25 protein-coding genes and 1 pseudogene are annotated in these 25,358 nt (G+C 58.5%); 8 read left to right on the top strand and 18 right to left on the bottom strand.

Annotated features, from left to right (window positions below; all coding sequences use genetic code 11):
• Nucleotides 1-193: 193 nt before the first annotated feature.
• On the bottom strand, nucleotides 194-715 hold the full coding sequence (locus AC06G5_RS10805) for a DUF3016 domain-containing protein (protein WP_413421332.1): 522 nt from the start codon (nucleotides 713-715) through the stop codon (nucleotides 194-196).
• Between the two features lie 395 nt (nucleotides 716-1,110).
• Here AC06G5_RS10805 and AC06G5_RS10800 point away from each other — a divergent pair, with 395 nt between their 5' ends.
• Nucleotides 1,111-1,323, top strand: coding sequence for a hypothetical protein (locus AC06G5_RS10800; RefSeq protein ID WP_008021224.1), 213 nt, complete (start codon nucleotides 1,111-1,113; stop codon nucleotides 1,321-1,323).
• Nucleotides 1,324-1,481: 158 nt separating this feature from the next.
• Here the strand turns inward: AC06G5_RS10800 and AC06G5_RS10795 are convergent, their stop codons facing one another.
• Nucleotides 1,482-1,934 carry an Lrp/AsnC family transcriptional regulator gene (locus tag AC06G5_RS10795; protein ID WP_413421330.1) on the bottom strand — a complete coding sequence of 151 codons (453 nt, stop codon included), beginning with the start codon at nucleotides 1,932-1,934 and terminating at the stop codon, nucleotides 1,482-1,484.
• Nucleotides 1,935-2,123: 189 nt separating this feature from the next.
• Between AC06G5_RS10795 and AC06G5_RS10790 the strand changes: the two genes are divergently transcribed.
• Genes AC06G5_RS10790 through AC06G5_RS10780 form a run of 3 tightly spaced genes read left to right on the top strand, consistent with a single transcriptional unit; the run spans nucleotide 2,124 to nucleotide 4,104 of the window.
• Nucleotides 2,124-2,741: a LysE family translocator gene (locus AC06G5_RS10790; RefSeq protein WP_413421328.1), complete on the top strand. Its 618-nt coding sequence runs from the start codon at nucleotides 2,124-2,126 to the stop codon at nucleotides 2,739-2,741.
• A gap of 21 nt (nucleotides 2,742-2,762) precedes the next feature.
• Entirely contained in the window at nucleotides 2,763-3,605 is an 843-nt protein-coding gene (gene panB / locus AC06G5_RS10785) for a 3-methyl-2-oxobutanoate hydroxymethyltransferase (protein WP_480459438.1), read from the top strand.
• 13 nt (nucleotides 3,606-3,618) lie between these two features.
• A complete protein-coding gene (locus AC06G5_RS10780) occupies nucleotides 3,619-4,104 on the top strand; it encodes a MaoC family dehydratase (RefSeq protein ID WP_480459436.1) in 486 nt (161 codons plus the stop codon).
• 106 nt (nucleotides 4,105-4,210) lie between these two features.
• On the opposite strand, the gene AC06G5_RS10775 is transcribed toward AC06G5_RS10780, so the two are convergent.
• The 11 genes from AC06G5_RS10775 to AC06G5_RS10725 form a co-directional block, all read right to left on the bottom strand.
• Nucleotides 4,211-5,233: an ABC transporter permease gene (locus AC06G5_RS10775; protein WP_057396421.1), complete on the bottom strand. Its 1,023-nt coding sequence runs from the start codon at nucleotides 5,231-5,233 to the stop codon at nucleotides 4,211-4,213.
• Nucleotides 5,234-5,289: 56 nt separating this feature from the next.
• Nucleotides 5,290-6,855, bottom strand: a complete 1,566-nt coding sequence (locus AC06G5_RS10770) for a sugar ABC transporter ATP-binding protein (RefSeq protein WP_480459435.1) — start codon at nucleotides 6,853-6,855, stop codon at nucleotides 5,290-5,292.
• 70 nt (nucleotides 6,856-6,925) lie between these two features.
• Nucleotides 6,926-7,852: a sugar ABC transporter substrate-binding protein gene (locus tag AC06G5_RS10765; protein WP_007994285.1), complete on the bottom strand. Its 927-nt coding sequence runs from the start codon at nucleotides 7,850-7,852 to the stop codon at nucleotides 6,926-6,928.
• A gap of 172 nt (nucleotides 7,853-8,024) precedes the next feature.
• Nucleotides 8,025-9,062, bottom strand: a complete 1,038-nt coding sequence (locus AC06G5_RS10760) for a Gfo/Idh/MocA family protein (protein WP_413705198.1) — start codon at nucleotides 9,060-9,062, stop codon at nucleotides 8,025-8,027.
• Between the two features lie 130 nt (nucleotides 9,063-9,192).
• Nucleotides 9,193-10,203 carry a bifunctional inositol 2-dehydrogenase/D-chiro-inositol 1-dehydrogenase gene (iolG, locus tag AC06G5_RS10755; RefSeq protein ID WP_413705199.1) on the bottom strand — a complete coding sequence of 337 codons (1,011 nt, stop codon included), beginning with the start codon at nucleotides 10,201-10,203 and terminating at the stop codon, nucleotides 9,193-9,195.
• Nucleotides 10,204-10,242: 39 nt separating this feature from the next.
• Complete coding sequence (gene iolD, locus AC06G5_RS10750) at nucleotides 10,243-12,174, bottom strand: 3D-(3,5/4)-trihydroxycyclohexane-1,2-dione acylhydrolase (decyclizing) (RefSeq protein ID WP_413421315.1); 1,932 nt, start codon at nucleotides 12,172-12,174, stop codon at nucleotides 10,243-10,245.
• Between the two features lie 153 nt (nucleotides 12,175-12,327).
• Nucleotides 12,328-13,149, bottom strand: coding sequence for a TIM barrel protein (locus tag AC06G5_RS10745; RefSeq protein ID WP_413421313.1), 822 nt, complete (start codon nucleotides 13,147-13,149; stop codon nucleotides 12,328-12,330).
• 25 nt (nucleotides 13,150-13,174) lie between these two features.
• Nucleotides 13,175-14,677 carry a CoA-acylating methylmalonate-semialdehyde dehydrogenase gene (locus AC06G5_RS10740; RefSeq protein ID WP_413421311.1) on the bottom strand — a complete coding sequence of 501 codons (1,503 nt, stop codon included), beginning with the start codon at nucleotides 14,675-14,677 and terminating at the stop codon, nucleotides 13,175-13,177.
• 30 nt (nucleotides 14,678-14,707) lie between these two features.
• Entirely contained in the window at nucleotides 14,708-15,517 is an 810-nt protein-coding gene (iolB, locus tag AC06G5_RS10735) for a 5-deoxy-glucuronate isomerase (RefSeq protein WP_480459434.1), read from the bottom strand.
• A complete protein-coding gene (iolE, locus tag AC06G5_RS10730; protein ID WP_480459433.1) occupies nucleotides 15,514-16,407 on the bottom strand; it encodes a myo-inosose-2 dehydratase in 894 nt (297 codons plus the stop codon). Before iolE ends, iolB begins: the two co-directional genes overlap by 4 nt.
• 75 nt (nucleotides 16,408-16,482) lie before the next feature.
• A complete protein-coding gene (locus AC06G5_RS10725; RefSeq protein WP_413705203.1) occupies nucleotides 16,483-18,420 on the bottom strand; it encodes a bifunctional 5-dehydro-2-deoxygluconokinase/5-dehydro-2-deoxyphosphogluconate aldolase in 1,938 nt (645 codons plus the stop codon).
• Nucleotides 18,421-18,741: 321 nt separating this feature from the next.
• Between AC06G5_RS10725 and AC06G5_RS10720 the strand changes: the two genes are divergently transcribed.
• Both AC06G5_RS10720 and AC06G5_RS10715 read left to right on the top strand, forming a co-directional pair.
• Nucleotides 18,742-19,662: a MurR/RpiR family transcriptional regulator gene (locus tag AC06G5_RS10720; RefSeq protein ID WP_480459432.1), complete on the top strand. Its 921-nt coding sequence runs from the start codon at nucleotides 18,742-18,744 to the stop codon at nucleotides 19,660-19,662.
• 146 nt (nucleotides 19,663-19,808) lie between these two features.
• Nucleotides 19,809-20,924 (top strand): Gfo/Idh/MocA family protein, encoded by a 1,116-nt coding sequence (locus tag AC06G5_RS10715; RefSeq protein ID WP_413421301.1) that lies wholly within the window; start codon nucleotides 19,809-19,811, stop codon nucleotides 20,922-20,924.
• A gap of 286 nt (nucleotides 20,925-21,210) precedes the next feature.
• Here AC06G5_RS10715 and AC06G5_RS10710 read toward each other — a convergent pair whose 3' ends face one another.
• The 4 genes and pseudogenes from AC06G5_RS10710 to AC06G5_RS10695 all read right to left on the bottom strand — a co-directional run bounded on the left by AC06G5_RS10710 (nucleotide 21,211) and on the right by AC06G5_RS10695 (nucleotide 23,250).
• The gene (locus AC06G5_RS10710) at nucleotides 21,211-21,405 is read right to left on the bottom strand and encodes a hypothetical protein (protein ID WP_413421299.1); all 195 of its coding nucleotides are present in this window, start codon (nucleotides 21,403-21,405) and stop codon (nucleotides 21,211-21,213) included.
• Nucleotides 21,321-22,097: a metallophosphoesterase gene (locus tag AC06G5_RS10705; protein WP_413421297.1), complete on the bottom strand. Its 777-nt coding sequence runs from the start codon at nucleotides 22,095-22,097 to the stop codon at nucleotides 21,321-21,323. Before AC06G5_RS10705 ends, AC06G5_RS10710 begins: the two co-directional genes overlap by 85 nt.
• 76 nt (nucleotides 22,098-22,173) lie before the next feature.
• Nucleotides 22,174-22,356, bottom strand: a pseudogene (locus AC06G5_RS10700) (hypothetical protein); the annotation flags it as partial.
• A gap of 576 nt (nucleotides 22,357-22,932) precedes the next feature.
• The gene (locus AC06G5_RS10695) at nucleotides 22,933-23,250 is read right to left on the bottom strand and encodes a hypothetical protein (protein WP_413421295.1); all 318 of its coding nucleotides are present in this window, start codon (nucleotides 23,248-23,250) and stop codon (nucleotides 22,933-22,935) included.
• A gap of 272 nt (nucleotides 23,251-23,522) precedes the next feature.
• Here AC06G5_RS10695 and AC06G5_RS10690 point away from each other — a divergent pair, with 272 nt between their 5' ends.
• Nucleotides 23,523-23,879 (top strand): hypothetical protein, encoded by a 357-nt coding sequence (locus AC06G5_RS10690; RefSeq protein ID WP_085716578.1) that lies wholly within the window; start codon nucleotides 23,523-23,525, stop codon nucleotides 23,877-23,879.
• A gap of 51 nt (nucleotides 23,880-23,930) precedes the next feature.
• Nucleotides 23,931-24,206, top strand: a complete 276-nt coding sequence (locus tag AC06G5_RS10685; RefSeq protein ID WP_413421291.1) for a hypothetical protein — start codon at nucleotides 23,931-23,933, stop codon at nucleotides 24,204-24,206.
• 4 nt (nucleotides 24,207-24,210) lie between these two features.
• Here AC06G5_RS10685 and AC06G5_RS10680 read toward each other — a convergent pair whose 3' ends face one another.
• Complete coding sequence (locus tag AC06G5_RS10680; RefSeq protein WP_413705207.1) at nucleotides 24,211-25,176, bottom strand: LysR family transcriptional regulator; 966 nt, start codon at nucleotides 25,174-25,176, stop codon at nucleotides 24,211-24,213.
• Between the last annotated feature and the right edge of the window lie 182 nt (nucleotides 25,177-25,358).

Genomic DNA, 25,358 nt, shown 5'->3' with positions numbered 1-25,358 from the left:
CGCAACCAGCCGAACCGACACCCGGTACTGGGCTTTTCGTATCTGCCCTGTCACACCTTCGTCACACCTGCCAGGCACAATGCACTCAGCCAAAGGGATTTGGCCCATCTACAGAAAGCCCGGCCAGTGCCGGGCTTTTCGTTTCTGCCCCATGCCTCCCATGTCGCAAGGGTGATTCACAATGCAGAGTGGTTCAATTCAACCCGGTCTGATGTTGCCCGGCGAATTGTCTGTGGAACCAGTCCGAGAGCATGGCCTTCTCGGAGTAGAGTCTGTCACTTCTGTTGGCGCGCCCCGGACGTTGGAGGTAGAGCTGATCCATGACCCTGGCGTCGGCCTGGCTCACGATCTGGCCGTTTTGTTTGAGCACGTAATGCAGATCGATGCTCGGCCAGGTAATGTCGCGCATGAAGCGCACCTGATAGGCATTTAGCCTCCAGGGTTCGTAACGACCGGCCAGATCGATGTTACGTATTTCAATTTGCAGCTGCTGGCCGGCTGGCAGGTACCGTTCGCCAAGCTTCTGGATGTAGCTGCGCAGCTCTTTCATGACAAAAGCATCGGCACCACGCTCATAACCTGGACTATCCAGGCTGGCATCGCTGAATTTTTCGGGGTTCTTGAATTCGACTTCGACCGAAGACGCTGCGGTGGCAATTGGCACCATAAACAGCGCAACCAGTGCGATCGAGGTGCAAACGGGTATTGAGCGCATGGCTCACCTCCACGTGCAGCGCTTTTCAGTGCATGCTGCACCGTGTTTAGTTTACGCCTGAGGTGCATGTCAGGGCACTGACATGATCCATGGTCCTTCTTCCAGGTGGCGACCTCGACTGATGGATCAGTGCTACATCGCAGACAGGCGGCCACTGAGCAGGTTTTTTCATTCCAGCGACATGCTTTTCACGAAACGCTCACAGAATGGAGCGCAGATTAAACGGACAAAAGGATTTGACCCCACACAAAAAGCCCGCCACCGCGCGGGCTTTTTGCTGCCTGCCAAGCTATGGCTCAAGAGCGCTGCGTTTAGTCAGTAAACACGCGGCATCGTTAACGACCATCGTCGGAACGCCGCCCGGAGCAAGCTCGCTCCTACAGGAGGATCAAGCCATGCCGACCAACGACCTCGTCCCTTCCCTGATCTACAAACTCAACGAAAACCAACTCGCCATAGCTGCGGCCGTGGAAGATCTGTCCGTTTGGATTGAACAGCTGCATGGGCCCGCTGAAGACGGAGCCAGAATCCGCAACTCACTGACCAAGCTGGATGAAAACCTGGAATTCATCACGCGCGGGGTCGCCGAGTTGTTGAATGATCGATAGTTCTGTCGGGGCTTTCCCAACAAGCAGGATGATGGGCATGTGGACGTGAAAGTGGTAGGCAAGCCGGTGGGTGATTGCCAGGCCCGATTAAAAAACCGTAAGGCCCTCTCTAGACGACGTCAAGACGACACGCCGCCTGTACCTGCGTTTTACCACCATCACAAAGGAAGCGGCCTATCCTGAATGACCCGTTTCATAACGAGGGTCGAGGTCAACCGTTGTACGTTGGGCAAGGTCGAAAGGCTCTCATCGTATAGCTGTTGGAAGGCTGGCAAATCCTGAGTGATGACGTGCAGCAGGTAGTCCGGCTCCCCAAATAACCTCTGGGCATCGACCACTTGCGGGATCTCAACGAGCGCCGTCTCGAAAGCCTCGACAGCCTGCCGGTCGCCCTCACGAAGCGTGGCAAACACCATCGCTGAAAAATTCAGGCCGAGTGCGCCTGGGTCCAGCTGTGCCCTGTAGCCAAGCAACACACCTGACTCTTCCAGTGCCCGTACTCGCCGATGGCAAGGGGAAAGGCTCAACCCAACTCGCTCGGCAAGCTCAGTGACCGAAAGACGGCCATCCTTTTGCAGCTCAGCAAGAATCTTCCGGTCAATTCTGTCCACGCAGAACAATCTCCCAATCTACAAACTAAAAACGACCATCTTTGAAAGATAATTCTAACCATATTTCATTAATCTTCCTCCGATCATTAACAACCGTACCCCTCTTCAGAAAACAAGAGGGGCGGCCTTTGATGTGAGAGACGGGATGATGAATTACGCGGTGAATGATGAACCGGCGCAGGTGACGCCATGACCTTCAGTGTTTTTGTTGCCTTCTGGGCGGTGTCGATTTTGTTCGTCATCACACCCGGAGCCGATTGGGCCTACGCGATATCGGCCGGTTTGAAGCATCGAGTCGTCATACCCGCTGTCGGCGGACTGTTGTCCGGCCACTTGATCGCCACAATGGTGGTAGCCGGCGGTGTTGGCACTCTGGTCGCCAACCACCCCGTGGCCATGTCCGTGCTAACGATTACCGGGGCGGGTTACCTGCTTTGGCTGGGTATCAACATGCTCGTGCGCCCCGCCACACCGCACGCGGATGAGGTTCAGGCGTCAGGCTCATGGAAGCGCTGGGCGCTCAAAGGGCTTTGCGTCAGCGGGCTGAATCCAAAAGTGTTTCTGCTGTTCCTGGCGCTCCTGCCTCAATTTGCCGACGCCACTGCACCCTGGCCTGTACCGATGCAGATGATTGCACTCGGGCTCGTCCACACTTTCAGTTGTGGCGTGATCTACCTTCTGGTCGGATTTGGCTCGCAGGTTGTTCTTCGGGCACGCCCGGCCGCCGCACGCCTGGTCAGTCGTTTTTCTGGAGCGGCCATGATCCTCATCGCAGTGGCTCTGTTTGCCGAACAACTGCTGGGTTAATTCACCTTCAACGAGCCTCCCATGAACGATCAGCCTTCACCCTATGGCAACACCCCTCTCGCCCGGCAGACGACACGCATCCGAATACCGCACCTGAAACAGATGAAAGTGGAGGGCCAGAAATGGGCAATGCTCACCGCGTATGACATGTACAGCGCAGCCATTTTCGAAGAAGCCGGAATACCCGTCCTGCTGGTAGGCGACTCGGCCTCCAACAACGTTTATGGCAACGAGTCCACGTTATCCGTCACCGTTGACGAACTGATCCCTCTGGTTCGCGCCGTCACCAGCTCGACTCAACGGGCACTGGTGATTGCCGACCTTCCTTTCGGCTCTTACCAGGGCTCGGTGGAGCAATGCTTCCACACTGCCGTGCGATTCATGAAAGAGGCCGGTGCGCATGCGGTCAAACTTGAGGGGGGGATCGAAGTACTACCTCAAGTCGAGAAACTCGCCAGTTCAGGCATACCCGTCATGGCGCACATCGGCTTCACACCACAGCAGGAGCATCAATTAGGTGGCTATCGCGTTCAGGGCCGGGGTGAGGACGCGCAGCGACTGATAGACAGTGCCAAAGCGTTAGAAGCAGCTGGCGCATTCGCTATCTTGATCGAAATGGTGCCGGGTAATGTAGGTCGAGCGATCACCGAAGCGATTTCAATTCCGACCGTCGGGATTGGCGCTGGCAACCAGTGCGACGCTCAGGTTCTGGTCTGGCAGGACATGACTGGACTACGCACCGGCCGCATGCCGCGATTCGTCAAACAGTACGCCGACCTTCGTTCGGTACTTCACACCGCGGCAAGGGATTTTGCACTTGAGGTGGAGGCAGGAACATTTCCTGGCCCCGAACACACTTTTTAGCCAGGAAGTCGTTATGAAGAGTCCGAGAGAACGCACTGCCGAAGGCCTCCAGGTCAGAGACCGCTTCACGATAGTCCGCTGCTTTTCAGATGACGATATTCGTCAATTCGCGCAGATTTCACGAGACTACAATCCGGTTCACTGTGATACGCGCTACGCCGTGATATGCAGGTTCAAGGAGCCCATCGCCCACGGACTTCTGACAGCCAGCCTCGTCACCGAAATTGGCGGGCAAATCGGTTGGCTGGCAACCGGGATGACTTTCGCATTCAAACGACCGGTGTATGCGGGAGAACAGATCACCTGCCACTGGCTCATCACTGACATCGATGAACGCGGTCACGCAAAAGCCGAGGTCAGAATACTCAACGCAGAGGGAATCACAGTGCTGGAGGCGACTACGACCGGAGTGCTACCCGGAGCTGAAGAGCGTGAATGCCTCAAGCAGATGATTGCTGAGGGAGATTCCGCCAACGGTGCCGCCCGATCCCCCAGTTGATAGCCTGGAATCGATGGCAAGCAGTTTCCAGTTTTACTTCAATACGTGATGGGGGGTAATGCAAAGCGAGAGCCAGAACTGGCCCTCGCTGTTTTTGCAGTCAAATTCAGCGCTTGAGTTTGCGCTTGTTACGGTATTGGTCGATAACCACCGCGACTACGATGATCAGGCCCTTGATGATGTCCTGGATGTAGGCATCGACCCCGACGAAAGTGAACCCGCTGGCCATCACCCCAAGGATCAGTGCACCGATGACGGTGCCGGTGATGCGCCCCACCCCGCCCGCCAGGCTGGTACCGCCGATAACCGCTGCGGCAATCGCATCCAGTTCATAGGACATGCCCATCCCGGCCTGCCCGGTGGCAGCACGGGCCGAAGCGACCACGCCCGCCAGTCCCGCCAGCAACCCGGCGATGCTGTAGACGATGACCAGATGGCGTTTGACGTTGATACCGGACGTACGCGCCGCCTGCATGTTGCCGCCGATGGCGTAGGTGTATTTGCCGTACTTGGTGTAGCGCAGCGCGATGTGGAAGATCACCGCCACCACCAGGAAAATGATCACCGGCATCGCGCCGTGACCGATGGCCGTGTAGGAATCCGATAGCATGCTCACCGGCTGGCCTTCGGTGTAGTAACGCGCCAGGCCACGGGCCGAGACCATCATGCCCAAGGTGGCAATGAACGGTGGAATCCCGGTGATCGCAATGATACTGCCGTTGATTGCCCCCGCCAGCAGCCCGACACCGAGCCCGACAATCACTGGAATCCACACCGGCAAGTCGGTCAGAGACGGGAATACTGCCCGAGCGAAATCCGAGGTCTGCGCCAGGCTGGCAGCGATCATCGCCGATAAGGCCAGCACCGAGCCCGACGACAGGTCGATGCCGGTGGTGATGATCACCTGGGTCACGCCAATTGCCAGCAGGCCAATGATCGACACTTGCAGGATCATCAAGACCAGCCGCTGGGAGTTCATCAGGAAGCTCTGGTCGCGCACGATCCAGCCGAACATTTCGAACACCAGGCCGATGCCGATCAGCACCAGGAAGATGCTCAGCTCGGTCGGAAAGCGCCGACGACTCTTGACCGGTGCCGTTGCTGGCTTGTTTTCCAGTATCGCGTTCATAACCACTCACCCTTCTATCGCATCGTCGACGCTGGCCGAGCCAGCGCCGGCATCCATTAGTGAACCACGGACATGCCCGAGGCCAGTTGCATCACTCGCTCCTGAGTCGCTTCGCTGCGGTCGAGGGTGCCCATCAGGTCGCCCTCATGCATGACCATGACCCGATCACTCATGCCGAGTACTTCCGGCAGCTCCGAGGAAATCATGATCACCGCCATGCCTTCGCTGGCGAGGTAGGAGATAAGCCGGTAGATCTCGGCCTTGGCGCCGACATCGATGCCGCGGGTCGGCTCGTCGAGAATCAGGATTCGTGGATTGGTCATCAGCCAGCGCGCCAGCAAGGCCTTCTGCTGATTACCGCCGGACAGCGTGTCGATGCATTGCTCGAGCGACGGGGTTTTCACCCGCAACTTCTTGCACATGTCTTCGCACAGGGCGCGCAGGGCTTTTTGCTGGATGAAACCGTGGCCGGCGTAGTGCGGCAGCACCGCCATCTCCATATTCTCCAGCACCGACAGGCACGGGAACAGGCCGCTGAGCTTGCGATCCTCGGTCAACAGGGCGAACCCCTTCTCGATGGCCATGTGCGGATCGGTAATGCGCACCACTTCACCGTCGAGGCGAATCTCGCCACCGTCGCTCGGGGTGATGCCAAAGATCGCCTCGGCGATGTTGGTCCGTCCCGAGCCCATCAACCCGGCAATGCCGAGGATCTCGCCGGCATGCAGATCGAAGGAAACGTCCTTGAAAATGCCATCGAGCTTGAGGTCGCGTACCGACAGCAGCAGATCGCCGATCGGCGTCTCGCGCACCGGGAATAACTGGCTCAGTTCACGCCCGACCATCATCGAAATCAGGCTGTCGCCGTCCATGCTGTCGGCCCGTTGCAGGCCGATGTAGGCGCCGTCGCGGAACACTGCCACTTCGTCGGCGATGCTGAACACCTCATTCATTTTGTGGGTGATATAGATGATGCCTTTGCCCTGGCGCTTGAGGTCGGCAATGATCGAAAACAGGTGGGCGACTTCCTTGTCGGTGATGGCCGAGGTCGGTTCGTCCATGATCAGGATGTCGGAATCGTAGGACACTGCCTTGGCGATCTCGACCATCTGCCGTTCGGCGATGCTCAGGTTGCCGACCTGTTCTTCCGGATCAAGGTTGATGCGCAGGCGCTCCAGCAGCTTCGCCGTGCAACGGTGCATTTCCCGGTGGTCGATCATGTGGAAAGCGTTGAGCTGCTCACGGCCAATCCAGATGTTCTCGGCGATGCTCATGTGCGGCATCAGGTTGAGCTCCTGATGGATCATCGCGATCCCGGCCTGCAGCGCCGCCAGGGGCGTTTCGAACACCACCGGCTTGCCCCGCAGGCGCAGTTCGCCGGCGTCCGGCTGGTAGATGCCGGCGATGATTTTCATCAAGGTGGATTTGCCAGCGCCGTTCTCGCCCATCAGGGCCAGCACGGAACCGGGGCGTACCCGCAGTTGTACGTCGGACAAGGCCACCACCCCGGGGAATCCCTTGCTGACGTTGACGATCTCCAACAGGTACGGCTCATCGACAGGTATTGCGGTTGGCTGCCCCCCCATCAACGGGGTGCTCGAAGCAGTCGCTGAAGCGAACATGATCAGGTACTCCATCAGCAAGGTCGCGGTTGCCACCTTGCGTGTTTATTGTTGTTATTGAACGGACGGACTATTTGAACTGGTCAACGTTTTGCAGCGTGATCAAGCGATACGGTACCCATACGGCCGGCTCGACCGGCTCGTTTTTGGCCATTTTCACTGCTGTCTCGATCGAACCGTCTGCCTGACCCTTGGCGTCCTGAAACACAGAGACGACCAGAGACCCCTTCTTCACGGCGTTCAAACCGTCAGGCGTACCGTCGACACCGGCGATCAGAATACTGCCCTTTTCCACTCCGGCCTGTTGCAGAGCCATCGCGGCACCGATGGCCATCTCGTCGTTGTTGGAGACGACCGCATCGAACTTGCGGCCCTGTGTCAGCCAGTCGTTGACCAGGGTCATGCCCTTGTCCCTCAACCAGATGCCGGTTTGCTCTTGCTCGATCTTGATGTTGGGGTACTTGGCCAACACCTCTTTGACGCCCTTGGTACGGTTGGTGGTGGAGTTGTTCGCCAGGTCGCCCAGCAGAATCACGATGTCGCCCTTGCCGCCCATTTTGTCGGCCAGGTATTGCATCTGCATCTGCCCCGCCTCCAGGTCGTTGGAGGCGACGGTGACCACGCCTTTGGGCAGGTTCAGGTCATCGGGACGGCGGTTGACGTACACCAGCGGAATGCCGGCCTTGACCGCCGATTCAGTGATTTTCTTGGTCGCGGCGGTATCCACCGGGTTGACCACAATGGCGTCGACCTTCTGACTGATGAAGCTTTCCACCTGGCTCAACTGCCGGACCACGTCGCTGCGCGCGTCTTCGAACTGCAGCTTGACGCCATCGGGATAGGATTTGGCTTTTGTGTCCATGGATTCGCGCAGGTAGGTCAGCCAGGTGTCATCGAACTGCGACATGCTGACGCCGATCTTCATGTCAGCGAGTGCGGCACCACTGGCGAACATCAGGGACAAGGCGAGTGAGGCGAAACGGATCTTGGTCTTCATGAAAAGTCTTTCTCCACATTCTTGTTGGTTTTTATGGATAAGGCGTGACGATTTCAGTAAGCGGACAAGCGGGAAAAGAGTCGGAACCGGGAGCGAGGCAGCTCACTGGAAATGACTTTATTGGAAAATATTTTCCATATCAACTCATTTTAGAATTTTATTATGATTTTGTTCATTGACGTTCGAGTGGGCTCAATTGCACCACCTGATGGCGCTCGGCACTCAGCCGCGCAGCGTCTAGCACACGGGTGGTCGCCAGTGCATCACGGGCGTCCACAGGCATTGGGCCACCGCTCTGCAATGCGGTTTGCAGCTGTAAATAGAACTGATTCCAGCAACCGCGCTCGGAGGAAACCCTTTCGCGCACTTCGCCCTGTTCGAACCAGCCCCAGCGGCGATGCTCTTCCACGCCCCAGCGTTCACCTTCGGATTTCGGTGTGAGCCCGGCGAGCACCGACGCCTCCTGCCCGTCCAGGCCATCGACGCTGTAGCAACCCTGAGTTCCGGTCACGCGAAAGCGCGGGCCGGGAGTGTTTTGCAGGCAACTGCCACCCAGGTGCGAGGTCACGCCGTTGACGTGAACCAGGGACATAAAGAAGCCGTTGTCGAAGACCTGGCCTTTTTCGACGTAATCCAGTTCGGCGTACACCCGAGTGACGGGGCCGAAAAGCAGCAGCGCCTGATCCACCAGATGGCTACCCAGATCGCGCAGGAAACCGCCGCCACTGCCGTTGTTCACCGACGATGGCGAATAGCGTTCGATTCGCGATTCGAAGCGGGTGACCTGGCCCAGCGCACCGGACTCGATGAGTTTGCGCACGGTGAGAAAGTCCGAGTCCCAACGCCGGTTCTGGTAGACGCTCAGTTGCACACCCTGGCGCTCGGCCATGGTGATCAAGGTTTGCGCCTGTTGCGCGTCGGCGGCGAACGGCTTGTCGCTGACCACCGCAACATTGTGTTCGATGGCGTCGAGCACCAGCGCCGGGCGACCTTTGAGCGGCGTGGACACCACCAGCACATCAACCTCGGCTTCGACCAGTTGGCCGATGCTGTCGAAGGCCGGCACGCCGGGGTGTTCTGCCGCCAGCAACTGGCGCCGCTCCGTTGAACGGGTAACCACACCGACGAAGGTTGCACCCGGCAAACTGCTGATCAGCGGAGCATGGAAAAACCGGCCGCCATGGCCGTAACCGACAAGTCCGATACGCATGAAAGAATTCTCCTTATAGAACGCGAACCCTGTGGGAGCGGGCTTGCTCGCGAAGGCGGTGTGTCAGGCAACATCTTTGTCGACTGAAGGACCGCTTTCGCGAGCAAGCCCGCTCCCACAGGTATTGCGGTTAGCCGTAGAAGCGGGGGCGATCAGGGAGTGCAACTTTGACAATCGCTCCGCTGTTCTGCGCCTCGATGCACGCATCCGCCGCCACCGCCGCTGCGAAGCCATCCCACGCCGAAGGCCCGCCAACCTGCCCGGCGCGCACGCCATCGATGAACGCCTGCAACTCAACGTCATACGCCGCGATGAACCGATCCTTCCAGTCCATCAGAATCGCGTTGGACAGCTTCGCCCCGCTACGCAGTTGAACCTGGGACGGCTCCGGCAGCTTGGCGATGCCGGTCTCCCCCACCACTTCGCACTGGATGTCGTAGCCGTACTGGCAATTGACGAAGACTTCCACGTCGATGCGCGTGCCCTTGGCGGTTTCCAGCAGCACGATCTGCGGGTCTTTCAAATGCGCGAGCGCCTTGCTGCTCTTGCGTGGGAACACCACTTGCACTGACACGTAATCGTCGTCGAGCAACCAGCGCAACACGTCCAGCTCATGGATCAGCGTGTCGGTGATCGCCATGTCGGTCTTGTAGTTTTCACCCACGGTCGGGTTGCGGTGCGCGCAGTGCAACATCAATGGCTCGCCAATCTGACCACTGTCGATCACGGCCTTCAGTGCCCGATAACCTTCGTCATACGGGCGCATGAAACCGACCTGGACCAAGCGTTTGCCGTAGGCCACTTCGGCCTCGACGATTTTGCGGCAGCCTTCAGCGGTGACCGCCAGCGGCTTCTCGCAGAACACCGGCTTACCAGCGGCAATCGCGGCCAATACGAACTCTTCGTGGCTCGGGCCCCAGGAGGTGACGAGGATCGCTTCAACCTCCGGCGCTTTGATCAACGCGTGGCCGTCGGGATAGACCTCGGCGGTCAGTTTCAGGTCGGAAACGACCTTCGCGGCTTGCTGCAAGTTGATGTCGGTTACAGCGACGACCTGACTATTGAGCAAGGTCTGGCTGCAACGACGAATGTGATCCTGGCCGATGGCCCCGGTACCGATGACGCCAAGCTTCAAAGACATTTAATGACTCCTAGATTTGTTGCTGTTCGTTCAGGGCAATCAGTACTGACGGGCTTTGGCCAGTCGTTCATTCAGGGTCTTGGCCACCGCCTCGGTGCGGGCGCTGGTGGAGACTTGCGCCACGCCGACCCGCCACCACGACAGGTAGCCGTGAATCATAGTTTTGGGCAGCACCTTGATGTCGATCAGCGTCGACACCGTCTGCAAGCGCGCATCGGCCAATGCCGCCTTCAGTTCTTCGACCGTGGTCACCTTGTAGGTCTTGCAGCCATAAGCCGCTGCGCTCATGGCGAAATCCACCGGCACGAACCCGCCGTCGAGCTTGCCGGTTTGCGGGTTGCGGAACCGGAACTCGGTGCCGAAGCTGTCCATGCCGTTGCCCATCTGCAGGTTGTTGATGCAACCGAAGGTCATGTTGTCGAGCAACACCACGTTGATCTTGCGTCGTTCCTGAATCGAGGTCGCCAGCTCCGAGTGCAGCATCATGTAAGAGCCGTCGCCGACCAGCGCATAGACCTCACGCTCCGGCTCGGCGAGCTTCACACCCAACGCGGCGTTGACCTCGTACCCCATGCAGGAATAGCCGTACTCGACGTGGTAGGTGTTCACACCCTTGCTGCGCCAACTGCGCTGCAAGTCGCCAGGCAGGCTGCCGGCAGCGGCGACGATCACTGCGTCGTCCGCCAGGGTTTCATTGAGCACGCCGAGCACGCGGCTCTGGGTCAGGCAGGAACCGGTCAGTTCGATGAATTCGCGCAGGACGGCCGGGTCCATGTGGTCGTTGATTTCCGGGACGAAATCCTTTGCCTGATACTCCACCTGATAGATGCGATCGACTTCTTCATCCAGTTGCGCCTTGGCCTGACGCGGCTGATCACCCCAACTGGAGCGATAGTCACCCAGGGCATCAGCCAAGGCGTTCAAGCCGGTTTTGGCGTCGGCCAGCAGTTGCACCCCGTCGAGTTTCAGAACGTCGCAGGGACTGATATTAAGATTGAGGAACTGAACCTCGGGGTGTTTGAACAAGGATTTCGAAGCGGTGGTGAAATCGCTGTAACGGGTGCCGATACCGATGATCAGATCAGCATCCCTGGCCAACAGGTTCGCCGCCAGGCAACCGGTTTCACCAATGCCTCCGACGTTCAGCGGATGGCTGGACACCAGCGCACTCTTGCCCGCCTGGGTTTCGGCGAAGGGAATATCGAAGCGCTCGGCAAACGCTTGCAACGCGCTGTTGGCGCCAGAGTACTTGACCCCGCCACCGCAAATAACCAGCGGTTTGCGCTTGCCTTTGAACAGCGCCAGCGCATCACCCAGCATGGCCTCGGTGACTGGACGACGCTCGATGCGGTGCACGCGTTTTTGCAGGAAGTAATCGGGATAGTCGTACGCCTCGGCCTGCACGTCCTGCGGCAAGGCCAGGGTCACGGCGCCGGTTTCGGCCGGATCGGTGAGCACACGCATGGCGTGGATTGCCGCCGTCATCAGTTGCTCGGGACGGTTGATGCGATCCCAGTATTTGCTCACAGCCTTGAATGCATCGTTGGTGCTGATACTCAGGTCGTGGAACTGCTCGATCTGTTGCAGCACCGGGTCCGGTTGGCGACAGGCGTAGACATCACCGGGCAACAAAAGCAATGGAATGCGGTTGGCTGTCGCGGTGGCGGCAGCGGTCAACATGTTCGCCGCACCTGGCCCCACGGATGAAGTACAGGCGTAGATCCTGCGCCGCAGGTGTTGTTTGGCGAAACCGATCGCCGCGTGAGCCATGCCTTGCTCATTGCGGCCCTGATGGACGATCAGGTCACCGCTGTCTTGCTCCAGGGCCTGCCCCAGGCCCAGCACGTTGCCGTGGCCGAAGATGGTAAAGATCCCGGCGACGAACTTGCTCTGAACCCCATCGACCTCGATGTACTGGTTGTCGAGGAATTTCACCAGGGCCTGGGCCATGGTCAGTCTTGTTGTGGTCATGCTTGCACCTTCCTTTGAGGCCGAATCCGGGGTGTGCGGTGAAAACCAATCACTGTGGGAGCGGGCTTGCCCGCGATAGCGATCTACCTGACACATCAATCTTGAATGTGCTGCCGTCATCGCGGGCAAGCCCGCTCCCACAGGGGATCTCCATCAACCTTGAGATTTCTGCAGGTGATCCATGCTCGCGCCGATCGCCCGTTCGATATCTGTCAGGCCATGGACGCTGTCAGCAAAGGGTTCGAACGACAGGTAGCCGCTGTAGCCGCTGCTGAGCAAGGTGTCGATTTGTGCCGCGTTGCCGAGAATGTCACCCTCGCCCACCAGCACCCGATGGCCGTCACGAATGGTCGCCAGCGGCGCCTCGGCATCCTCGACGCCGGAGATGTGCACCAGCCCGGTCAGCTCGGGAAAGAACTCATGCTCGCTGGCCAGGTGATGGTGAAAGGTGTCATGCACCAGGCGGAACACATCCAGCCCGCCGATGACCTTGATCGCATCGACGGCCGTGCGTTTGCGGCGCAGCGAACATTCTTCGAAACCCAGCGGCTCGATGAAACCGAGGATGCCGTGATCGCGCAGGATCGGCGCCAGCTGACTCAATGCCGTGCGCAGGCCTGAAGCGCGCTCGGCTTCGGTACGCAGGTCGGCACGATCGTTCAACGGGCACATGACCAGCCCTTGGGCGCCACAGTCCCTGGCATAGGCAGCGAGCTTCAAGGTTTGCGCACGGCGCTCGTCACTCCACACATCAAACGGATACAGCGCGTTGATCGACAGCACGGTGATGCCTTTGGCTGCGCACAACTCGCGCACACGCTCGGGCGCGGTGCCGTCCTCGATCTCGACGCCTTTGAGGTCGTTGCGGATCTCGATGGCGTCCGCCTTCAGGGTCACCGCCAACTCGATGAACGCGGGCAGGGACAAACGTGGGGCAACCATACGGTTCAGGGCGAAACGCAGGGGTTTGCTCATTATTGTTGTTCTCCGCACAGGTGAATTATTTGGCCGTTGGCATGCTGAATTCAGGGCCCTTGGCGATACTGTCGGGCCAGCGTTGCATCACGCTTTTGTAGCGGCTGTAGAAGCGGATGCCTTCTTCGCCGTATGCGTGGTGATCACCGAACAGCGAGCGCTTCCAGCCGCCGAACGAGTGCCAGGCCATGGGCACCGGAATCGGTACGTTGATACCGACCATGCCCACCTTGATGCTGCGGGCAAACGAGCGAGCAATGCCGCCATCGCTGGTGAAGCAGGACACGCCGTTGCCGAATTCATGGGCGTTGATCAGGGCCACGGCGCTGGCAAAGTCCGGCACGCGAACGATGCCCAGCACCGGGCCGAAGATTTCCTGCTGATAAATGCTCATCTCGGTCGTGACGTTATCGAACAGTGTCGCGCCGACGAAGAAACCATTCTCGGCCCCCGGCACCTTGAAGTGGCGGCCGTCGACGATCAGCTGTGCACCCTGGGCCACGCCCTGATCGATGAAGCCTTCAACCTTGGCCTTGTGTTCGGCAGTGACCAGCGGCCCCATGTCGGTGTCACCCAGCAGGCCATTGCCGACTTTCAATTGATCGATACGCGGCAGCAGTTTGGCGATCAACCGGTCGCCGACATCGCCGACCGCGACGGCAATCGAGATCGCCATGCAGCGCTCGCCCGCCGAGCCGTAAGCGGCGCCAATCAAGGCATCCGCCGCTTGATCGAGATCGGCATCGGGCATGACGATCATGTGGTTCTTCGCCCCGCCCAGCGCCTGCACGCGCTTGCCGCGCGAGGTCGCCTGCTGGTGGATGTACTCGGCAATCGGCGTCGAACCGACAAACGAAATCGCCTCGATGTCCGGGTGTTGCAGCAAGGCGTCGACCGCCGTCTTGTCACCCTGGACCACGTTGAACACACCATCCGGCAAGCCGGCTTCGGTCAGCAGGCGGGCCATCAGCAAACTGGCGGACGGATCGCGCTCGGACGGTTTGAGGATGAAGCAGTTACCGGTAACCAGCGCCAACGGAATCATCCACAGCGGCACCATCACGGGGAAGTTGAACGGCGTCACCCCGGCGCAAACACCCAGGGGCTGACGCAGGTTCCAGTTGTCGATGCCGCCACCGATGTTGTCGCTGAACTCGGTCTTCAGCAGGTTCGGCGCACCGCAGGCGTATTCGACGATTTCGATGCCGCGGGTGACTTCGCCTTTGGCGTCCGAAAAGACCTTGCCGTGTTCGCGGCTGATGATTTCTGCCAGTTCGTCGTGATGGCGATCGAGCAGCTCCTTGAACTTGAACATCACCCGCGAGCGCCGCAGGGACGATTGCTCGGACCAGGCCGGAAAGGCTTTCAGGGCCGAGGCGACCGCCTCGTCCACGGTCTTGTCGCTGGCCAGCCCGACGCGCGCCTGCACGCTGCCAGTGGCCGGGTTGAAGACGTTGCTGAGCCGCTCGTTACCGCTGTCCTGCACCTGACCGTCGATGTAATGGCCGATTACCGGGGCGTCGCTCATCGTTATTGCTCTCCGTGCAGATAGTGGAATTCAGAGATCCAGCAGCCAGCTGTGCTGCGGATCGTTATGGAACTGCCAGACGCGTTTCGGACCGGCCATCACATTCAGGTAATACGACGCGTAGCCGTACGGCACGCTGACCGGGTGATAGCCTTTGGGCACGACCACCAGGTCGCCGTTTTCCACGGCCATGGCCTGATCGATGCTGCGATCGTCGGTATACACCCGCTGGAACACGAAGCCCTGGGGCGGGTTGATCTGGTGGTAATAGGTTTCTTCGAGAAAGCTCTGGTGCGGCAGATCGTCGGTGTCGTGCTTGTGCGGCGGGTAGCTCGACGAGTGCCCCGAGGGCGTACGCACTTCCACCACCAGCAGCGAATGGGCCGGCTCGGTGTCCGGCAGGATGTCGCAGACGTAACGGGTGTTGGCGCCCTTGCCGCGCACACTGCGTTTCATTGTTTCAGGTTTGATCAGGCGGGGGCCGAGGGTTTCGGTGGTCGAACCAGGCGCAGCGCACACGGCAATTTGCACATCGCTCAGGGCGACCACCTGGGCTTGACTGCCGGGCGGCAAGTACGCGGCGACCGGAGACTTGTCTTCGAACACCGACTGCCGATCGCCAAGGTTGTCCCAGTCGAATGCGCCCTGCCCCGACGCTTCACCCTTGATGCTGACCCGGCCGCTGAGCAGCACCAGGCACAGTTCCTTGTCACCGGCAGCGACCGGCAGGGTTTCGCCGAGGCTCAAGCGGTAAGCGGCGAAACCGACGTATTCAAGCTCACCTTTGCCCAACTCGACCATGGTCCGGCCACGGGCATTGCTTTTGACCAGCAGGCTCATCGTGCAGTCCTCTCGTCGAGCAGCGCGCGCAAGGTGTCGAAGCCTTTTTTGGCATAGGCGTAGCTCGGGGCCACCGCCGGGTCCTGCTCGGCCTCGACCACCAGCCAGCCGTGGTAATCGGCCGCCAGCAGCACGTCGAGCAGCTCAGCGAAGTCGATGTCGCCATCTCCCGGCACGGTGAAGGTGCCGTTGATGATGCAGTCCGGGAAGCTCCACAGATTGTTGCGCGCCAGCTGCACCACCGGTTTGCGCACGTCCTTGAAATGCACATGGCAGATGCGTGAGATGTGTTTGCGCAGCATCTGCAAGGGTTCACCGCCGCCCATGTAGCAATGGCCCGAATCGAACAGCAGGCCGACTTCGCTGCCGGTCAACGCCATCAGTTTGTCGATGTCCGCCAGGGATTCGACGTAGGCGCCCATATGGTGGTGATAGGCCAGACGTACGCCCTGGGACAAGGTGAAACGCGCCAGCTCGGTGAGCTTGTCGGCGTATTCCTGCCAGGCCTGTTCGGTGTGAAAACGCGGGCGTTCGACCAGGGGAATGCGCTGGCCCTGGATGGAGTCCGCGACCTCGCCATAGACCAGCACCTTGGCGCCGTTCTTCGCCAGCAGTTCGACATGGTTGCCGATGGCGTCGATTTCCTCGGCCACCGAGCGGTGGGCCAGACGACTGGAATACCAGCCGGACACCAGCGCCAGGTCATACGGTCGCAGCACATCGCCAACGCCCTTGGCGTCCTTGGGGAATTTTCCGTTGAGTTCAAAACCTTCGTAACCGATTTCCTTGCCTTCGCTCAGGGCGGTGCTCAATGGCGTCTCGCCACCGAGGGACGGCAGGTCGTCGTTGCTCCAGGAGATCGGGTTGATGCCAATTCGGATAGCGGGCATGGCTGCACCTTTTATTGTTTTTACATTAACCATCAAGTCTGGCGCTGCACCCCTGTGGGATCGCGCGGTGTTCCATCAAGCGCGGGCAGTACGCCAGGCATCGATCAATTCGACGAAGGTGCCCTGCACCTGTCGAATCAGCGCCTCATCGTCGATCTCACCGGCCAGCCACGCGCGGCTGGGCTCCTGGAAAATCGTCCGGCCCACGGCGAACCCACGGCATGTCCGGCTCTGGCTGGCCTGTTGAAAGCCTTCGGCCAACGCTGATGCCGGGGCATTCAAGCCCAGCAACACCACACCACGGCAGTACGGATCACGCTCCTGAATCAGTTCGTCGAGTTGCTTCCACTCCTCGGCGCTTTGCGCTTCGATCTTCCACCACGCCGGGTAGATGCCCAGGTTGTAGAGGCGTTTGAGGGCGCGATACAACACGTCCGGGTGCGTCGAGGGGTGATCCTTGGGCGGGATGATTTCCAGCAGCAGTTCATGACCGCTGACCTGGGACGCCTGATACAAACCCTTGATCTGCGCCTCCTGTTCCAGGCGCAGTAACGGTTCGTCATCGGGGTGAAATTGCACCAGGCACTTGATGATCTGCTCTTGTGGCCAGGCGATCAGGTTGCTGCCGATCGAACGCCCGTGTTCGAAGGCCAACGGACGGGAGCCTTGTACCTCGACCGGCCGCGCCACCCACCAGCCGCGACCGGTGGCGGCGTTCAGTGAATCCTGGCCGAAACGTTGATCGGCCAGCAGCCCGACATCGGCATCGATGCCTTGCTTTTGCAAATCGGCGTCGACCCGCTCCACGGCCCGGATAAAAAGCTGCTTGAGCTCGCTGATGGAGTTGAGGTCACGGCCGCCCTTATGGGCCAACTCCACCAATTGCCAGCGATGGTCGAACGCAAAGATGAACAGTTGCTTCCACTGTTTGCGCGGCACGCTGACCTGATGCAGGCGTTGCAACATTACGTCCTGATCCGGACGCGTAATCGGTACCGGGCTGTTGAACAGGTAATCCAGTTCGGCGCGGGTCGGCATCGCCGGGGCGCAGGCATGGCGCGACACCACCAGGCCACCGCAGGCATTGGCCAGCTGGCAGCAGCGCTCATCGCTGGCGTCCTCCAGCCAACCGCTGAGGAAGCCCGACATGAAGGCATCGCCGGCCCCCAGCACGTTAAGCACCTCCACACGCACGCCAGGATAAATCGCACCGTCTTCAAGACGGGCCGGGATCTCTCCATGAATCACCGTGCAGCCTTGCGGGCCGAGCTTGATCACCAGGGTCGCGTCGCTCAATCGACGGACATTGCGCAGCGCGGTGAGCAAATCCCCGGAACCACCGGCAATCAGAAACTCTTCTTCGGTGCCGACAATGAGATCGAAACGCGGGAGGATTTTCTGCACATGCTGACTGACGTTCTGGTCAGCGACGAAACGGGTTTCACCGTCCGCCTTGCCAGCCAAACCCCAGAGCACCGGGCGGTAGTCGATGTCCAGCACCCGTTTGACGTTATGCTTCTGTGCATAGTCCAGTGCCTGGATGCTCGCCTTGTAGACGCCGTCGGTAGAGAAATGCGTGCCGGTGATCAGCAAGGCCTTGCTGGAGGCGATAAAGGCTTCACTGATGTCTTCGGCCCGTAGCGCCATGTCGGCGCAATTTTCGCGGTAGAACACCAGAGGAAAGGTTTCGCGGTCCTTGAGGCCGAGCAACACCATCGCCGTCAGGCGCTCCGGATCAACCTTGATAGCGCTGGTGTCGCAGCCTTCGCGGGCCAGGGACTCGACCAGGAAACGCCCCATGTGGTCGTCCCCTACCCGGCTCAGCATCGCTGACTTCAGCCCCAGGCGAGCGGTGCCGAAAGCGATGTTGGCGGACGATCCACCGAGGTATTTGGCGAAGCTGCTCACATCCTCCAGCCGCGCCCCGACCTGCTGTGCATAAAGGTCGACGCCAAGGCGCCCCAGGCAAATCAGATCCAATTGACGTCCACTGGCAAAACGAGTCTGGCCCATGCTGGCTCCTGTTATTTTTATCAGCCTGTGTTCAGGACGATGACCGCGCCGAACACTCTTGGTGGATGCAGACTAAAACGACAGGGATCGAACAATCAATAATTATTCCAAATATTTTTTACGTGGAATATTTTTTCCAATAAACTTCAGTACAAGCGTTCCAGACGCAGTGCATCGTTTCAGCAAGCTGCTGACTGCTGCAAGCTCAAGATTTTGTTCGGGCCTACCCTGTAGACTGCGCACAGCCAACCTATTGTCCTGGGACGCGGTGAAACATCGTCGCTATAAGAACAAGCCAAGAACAAGCCAGAAGGATTCCCTATGTCCCGCACCGATCAGCCGGATTCGACCGAGAGCACGCCCGAGAGCGATCTTGCCAGCCCCCCGATCAATGCCGAGAGTCTGCTGCAGCTGATCACCCAGGAATACGAAAGCCTGCCGCGCCAACTCAAACGCATCGCCAGTTACATGAGCCAGCAAAGCGACCGGATCATGGTCGACCGCATCAGCGACATCGCCCGCGAGTGCGAAGTACACCCGTCGGCCATCGTGCGGTTTTCCCAACGTTTCGGCTTCAGCGGCTTCAGCGAAATGCAGGCGCTGTTCCGCGAGGCGTATACCCACAAAACCACCCCGATGCAGAACTACCAGCAACGCATTCGCAGCATGATCGCCAACAAGTCGCAGAAAGCCAGCGGTGGCGATCTGGCGCGCGAGTGCATCAACGCGACCCTGTCGGGCATCGAACGACTGGGGCTGGAACTCGATGACCAGGCCTTCGACAAGGCAGTGGACCTGGTGGTCAATGCCGACAACATCTACGTGGTCGGTGTGCGCCGCTCGTTCGCGGTAGCCGATTACCTGGTCTACAACCTGCAACACACCAACAAGCGCATTCACCTGGTGTCGGGGCTCGGCGGCAGCTACCGCGAGCAAATGCGCAGCGTGCGCGCCAACGACCTGGTGATCGCCATCAGCTTCACGCCGTACGGCAAGGAAACCCAGCACTGCCTGCGCATCGCCCAGCATAATCAGGCGAAAACCCTGATCATCACCGACAGCAATCTCTCGCCCCTGGCCAAGCGCGCCAACACCCTGCTGCTGGTTAACGAAGGCAGCTCGTTTGCGTTTCGTTCATTGAGCGCGACCCTGTGCCTGTGCCAGGCGCTGTTTATCGCCGTGGCCTATCGACTGGAGTTGAAGGTCGACGAGATTCACGAGCAGGTCGGGTTCGAAGACTGACCGAGACACTGGCGTTACGGCTCCCCGCACAACTCACCGGCAGCGATTCAGCGATCTGCTGTAAATTTTTATTCTAAAAATTGATGTTAGGGAATATTTATTCTATAAGTTGGATCTCTGAAAACAAGAATTCAAAGGATCCTGTCATGCGCGAACTCGGAATCGGACTTATCGGCACGGGTTTCATGGGGCGTGCCCATGCCCTGGCCTTTCGCAACGTCAGTGCGGCATTCGAACTGCCCTTCACGCTTCGCCTCGCTGCCCTGGCTGACGCCGATCCCGTTCGTGCGCAAGCATGCGCCACTGCCTGGGGTTTTGAGCAGGCCTATGGCGACTGGCAGCAATTAATCGACGATCCCAAGGTCACCCTGATCGCCATTACCACGCCCAACCACCTGCACTACCCGATGGCCATGGCCGCAATTGCCGCTGGCAAGCCGGTGTACTGCGAAAAACCGCTGGCGGTGAACCTTGAACAGGCCAATGCCATGTACCTGGCGGCCAAGGATGCCGGCGTGGTCACCCGTGTCGGCTACAACTACCAGCACAACCCGATCATCGGCCTGGCGCGCGAGTTGATTCAGAGCGGTGAACTCGGCGAAATCATCAGCTTTCAAGGCGAATTCAGCGAAGACTTCATGGCCGATCCAGCGTCCCCCTGGTCGTGGCGCTGCGAGGCCGGACATGCCGGCGGGGCGCTGGCGGATCTGGGCAGTCACTTGCTCGCCATGGCGCGCCATCTGCTGGGTAATGTCGAAGCGGTGTGCGCCGATTCCCAGACTGTGCACCGCCTGCGCCCGGTCACGGCCGGTAGCCAGGAACAGCGCAGCATTGCTGTCGACGATCAGGCCCATGCCTTGCTGCGCTTCGCCAACGGTGCACGTGGCACCTTCAGCAGCAGTTGGCTCAAGCACGGCTACAAGAATCACCTGAGTTTCGAGATCAGTGGAACCCAAGGGACCCTGTCATTCGATCAGGAGCGTTTGAATGAGTTACGCCTGTGCCGTGTCGGCCAGGACGGTTTCCAGCGCTTACTGGCCGGGCCGAACCTGCCCGGATATGCCGCGTTCAGTCCGGCGCCGGGGCATCAACTGGGCTACAACGAGTTGAAAACGCTGGAAGTGCATGAGTTGATCATGGCCTTGGCCGGCCAAGGACAAGCCGGCACTGATTTCGAGCAAGCCCTGGAAGTGGAGCGACTGGCGACGGCGATTCGATTGGCGGCACGGGAACAGCGTTGGGTCAATATCAGCGAGATCTGATCGCCGATAAGGCTGCCGCCAATGGCAGTGGCAGGATGCGAAAGGTGCACTCGCAGCGTGTGCCTTTTGGTCTCTACCCTTGCAGGAGTTGTACAGGTCATTGTCGGGAATCAGGACGCAGCTGCCCTCGCAAGCATAACGCCCGAATGAAGCGTCCAAAATCATTAGGCCAGTTCAAAACCACAATATCGCTATATAGGGACAGGCTCCAAAAGCGACGACATATTCGAAGACGGGGCAGATGCGCCGTGGTTTGTGGTTCGTCGTGGAGAGTGGATTGAAAGGGTTAGGGATCGCGTATGTCTGGCGCCCACTGAAATAACAGCACCTCAATGATACTAATTAGCCACCACCCTACCAATTTTTCCTCAAGCGAAATGTACGCCTGCTCGCAAGTCACTCCCCGGGCTCTGGCTTGGTCAGCATTTGCAGCCAGGTCAAACGCTCGTTGGTCAGCGCGCTTGAACGCGTCGATAAGCACAGCGACGGCTGGAGGGTATGCAGATTCAGCAGGGTGAAGTGGCCGTCCATCCAGCCGCCGGTGTCGATGTGGTAGACGTTGCCGAGAACTGCTGGCTGGCGCACCGGTGTATGACCAACCACAACAGCCCTGACCCCGCTAACCACCTGGGAGCTTTCTTCAGAAATACGCTTCCTCGACCATTGGGCAATCGCTGCAACGTGAGCTGCTTCCACGGAGCTTCCCTGCTCGATCACCTGTACGAATTCATTCCAGTGGTCATAGGGGCAGTCGGCGTGGACGATCCCGATAAGGCCCGCTGGCGTCCACACTTCGATCACCAGTGGCAAGTCGGCCAACAGCTCGGAATACCAAGCTTGCTCAACAGACGAGCGCGCATAAAGCCAAGAACCACCGTTGATGAGGTGCATTACCTTCATGCGACCTTCAGGGTCTGCACGGTAGGCATCTACTGCCATCTGCTCATGATTTCCGCGCACGGCGTGAAACCATGGCTTGCCCAGCCAAGAGTCAACCTGCTCCGACTCCGGCCCGCGATCCACGAGATCGCCGACGCTGAAAAGCCGGTCAACATCAGGATTGAACTGAACTGCATCCAAGGCGGCTTGCAACCTGGAGAAGCAACCATGGATATCACCAACCGCAAAGTCCCGGCCGATTTCGTTGATTTTGAAGCGATCAATCCGGTTCATGCCGCCACCTCGCCCAGCAGATCGGTGAACACCACACCGCGCGCAGTGAAATCAGCCACGATGCGGTCCGTGTATTGATCTGCGTCATCTTGGCAACACGCTGGTAAAGGGCAAACCAGAGGGCATTCTGGTCGAGGATATGGTCCTTGCCCGGACGCAGAGAGACCACAGCGTACTTCTTATCCCGGAACATGGTGTTCAGCCTCGTGATAGCCTCAGCGAGCCTGGCTTGGCTGTTAACGCTGATTTTACCAGTCATTGCGCCGCCCTCTTCACTTCCAGTTCACTATGAGCAAACGCAAGCCCGACAACATGCGGGTACGGATCGAGCAGTCCTGCCGGGCGCTGCTCAGCAGCAACCACGTTGCGCCAGCACCGACGACAGACATGGCTGGGTCTACCGGCCCACGGAATTGAAGAGGCAGGCCATGGCCAAGAGTGGACAGGAACGATCGGCGAACGCTGCATAGAAGCGGATCGAGTACGACGAGAAGGAAATGTGGTGCGGATGTTTCGAAATGAAAGTTTGCGGGAGCTGCGCAGGGACCCGGGTGACGAGCACTTCGCGTCCTGAACGGTCATTCCTGCAATCAGTTACCTCGACTGAGCTGCAAGTTCCGGGTCGTGCATTCAGTGGTGCTAACAGTACCCATGAAAGCGTTCATCTTCACGGCGCACCTCTCGATATTCAAGCCATTACATCCATCGCTTGAGATGTTGGTGACTATGGGCCAGGGAGCCGCCACCCGCAGGTTTGATGCTCAAGTAGCTTTCCCCCTGACACCGTTCCCATGCCCGTTTCCAATGTCATCCAGGCGTGCATTCGCAGATACGATCACGACCCTATGTGCGAAAGTTCTTCGTCAATGGTTCGCTCTGCATTCTGCGCAGCGGTTGTCGCGAACTCGTAACAGACCCAGAAGTCCTGCTCCGTTACGGATGCAGATCCCTGCAAGTTCTCCAGGCAGCGCGTTAATGCATGCTTTATCAAGCCATCATTTAGAACATTACGGGCTGCCTCTTCACCTTCAACCGCTCGAATGGCAGCTTCGATTTCTTCGATCTGCTCAATCTTTGCCGCCAGCGCGACCTTGGCGAACTCATCTCGCTCGATGATTTTGCTCCAAGAGTGATCAACTATCAGCGTTTTCATTAGTAGTCCCCTGTCTTCCGGACTCATGAAGGGCCATCAAGCAATAGCCCAAAAACTCGAATCACGCCAGCCCGGTGGCGCTAGCCCAAGGCAAAGAGGTTCTGCCGTTCGGACCGCCCTGCGAAGGTTTCGATTTCACCGGCTGTGAATGCCCATGATCTGGTATCGATGGAGTGATCATCGGCCTCACCTTTTGTCGCAAGTCGATTGACTGACAGGGGCCTTGGGAGCTCAGTTATCAGCCGGCTAAACCTGATCAGAAGAGAAACACCATGTCTAAAATTACAGTGATATCCGGTGACTTTCTGGCAGGTGATGCCGAATTTCAATCTGGACGGTTCACTCTAAAATCCGCATTAAAACCTTCTCGCGAATTAACGATATCCATTTCAAAACTGGAAGCCCTGGAAACAGCAACCGAAGAGGTCGTAAACAAGAAAGGAAGCGTCATTCGATGGAGCCTGGCTGGAGCATTGCTTTTAGGGCCGATTGGACTGGTTGCGGGCTGGTTGCTATGTGATAAAGAAAGGGAAATAACCTTCTACGCAAAATTCAAGGATGGCCGCTCCCTTCTTGCTACAACTGATATCGACACTTACTCCAAAATCTCTGCCTCGCCCCTCAAGTAACACCACTCCCCCCCCTTCAAAGTCAGCCGCTAACACGGCAAGGGCGAAGTCATGTCTGAAGAAACTGTTTTGATCCAGTCGCTGCCGGTCGAACCGGGCGCCGAGTCGATCCCGAGACTGAAAAGTGTTGCGGCGCCTGCTTGTGTGATGATGGATCCAGGCGAATATCACGCTCTTCACGGCACGGCATTGGGAACTCTACAAGCAGTATTGAGCGAACGTTTCGATAAAGACGATTTCGTGTTGCTGCACATTCTGAAACCTTATGCCAGGCCCAGTCATCCCCATTGGCCGCCAGTGTTCGTTAGTTGGTGTTCAACGTGGTGAACAATCAAACCGAGGCTTTTAAATCCACGCCCAGCGCCTGGGCAAATGCCTTCACCAAGGGGCTGCGCACAGTGTTATGGCGCAGGATCAGACTGAACGGCGTGACGATGTTGATCAGGTCCGGGCGCACCGCGCGAAACTCTCCCCGCGCCACCATCGGCGCGGCGTAATGCTGGGGCAGGAAACCCAGGAAACGACCAGTCTTGATCAGCAGCGCAACGGCCTCCACCTGGGTTGCCGAGGCGGAAAAGCTGTCGTAGTGGGCAAATTTCAATTTGTCGCGATGAATCGCGTAGCGATGGTTGATGCATTCGTAATCCTTGAGCACATTACTACCCATGTCCGCGTCCGCCATGGAGAACAGCGGGTGGCCGAGCGCGCAATAAACCTCCGAGCGTTCTTCGTATAGCGCGTAGTAATCGAACTCCTCGCGCTTTTGATAAACCGGCACAATCCCCGCAACTAACCGCCCCTCGACGACACCTCTTTCAACCTCATCAAGCTGCGTTGCCTGAAGTTGAAATCTAACCTTGGGAGACTGTTCGTTTATACGTCTAAGCGCGGCAACTAACGGCGAATTGGCGTCAGAGATGGTGTTATCAATAACCCCCACACCAAGATCACCGACAAGTTCGTTTTGCGCCGAACTAAGGCGGTCACGAAAGTTGTCGACCGAAGCAAATAAGTCTATTGACGCCTGATACACCAGACGCCCTTCTTCCGTCAGGTGAAAGCCCTCTCGCCCTCGCGTGCAAAGGCGCATGCCGATACGGATTTCCAGGTCGGAAATTTGTTTGCTGATGGCTGCCAGCCCCACATTCAGCTCATTTTGCGCGGCACTGAAGCCTCCAGCCTCGACCACGGCCTTGAACACTTTGAGCAATTTGAAGTCCAGCCCGCTGAGGGCTAACGGTGCCCGTTGCAGGGTTTTCGGCGGCGGGTTTCCGGAATTGGAAAGTGGGGTTTCCATAATGCTTATTTACCTCTGGCGCCCTATTCAACAATCTGTGCCCAACAACAAAAACATAGCTGGCCTAATAAATAATGAACACAGAAAACCAGGCTTGGCAACCGCCAATAAATCCCGAACATCAGTGCCAAACCACTGATCTCAAAATATTAAAAGCTGACACTTCGATCAGTTCTCGCTCC

It is taken from the genome of Pseudomonas sp. WT-JTC, from assembly GCF_056711565.1.
The sequence above is the reverse complement of the archived record's forward strand: the minus strand, read 5'-3'. Positions and strand labels throughout refer to the sequence as shown.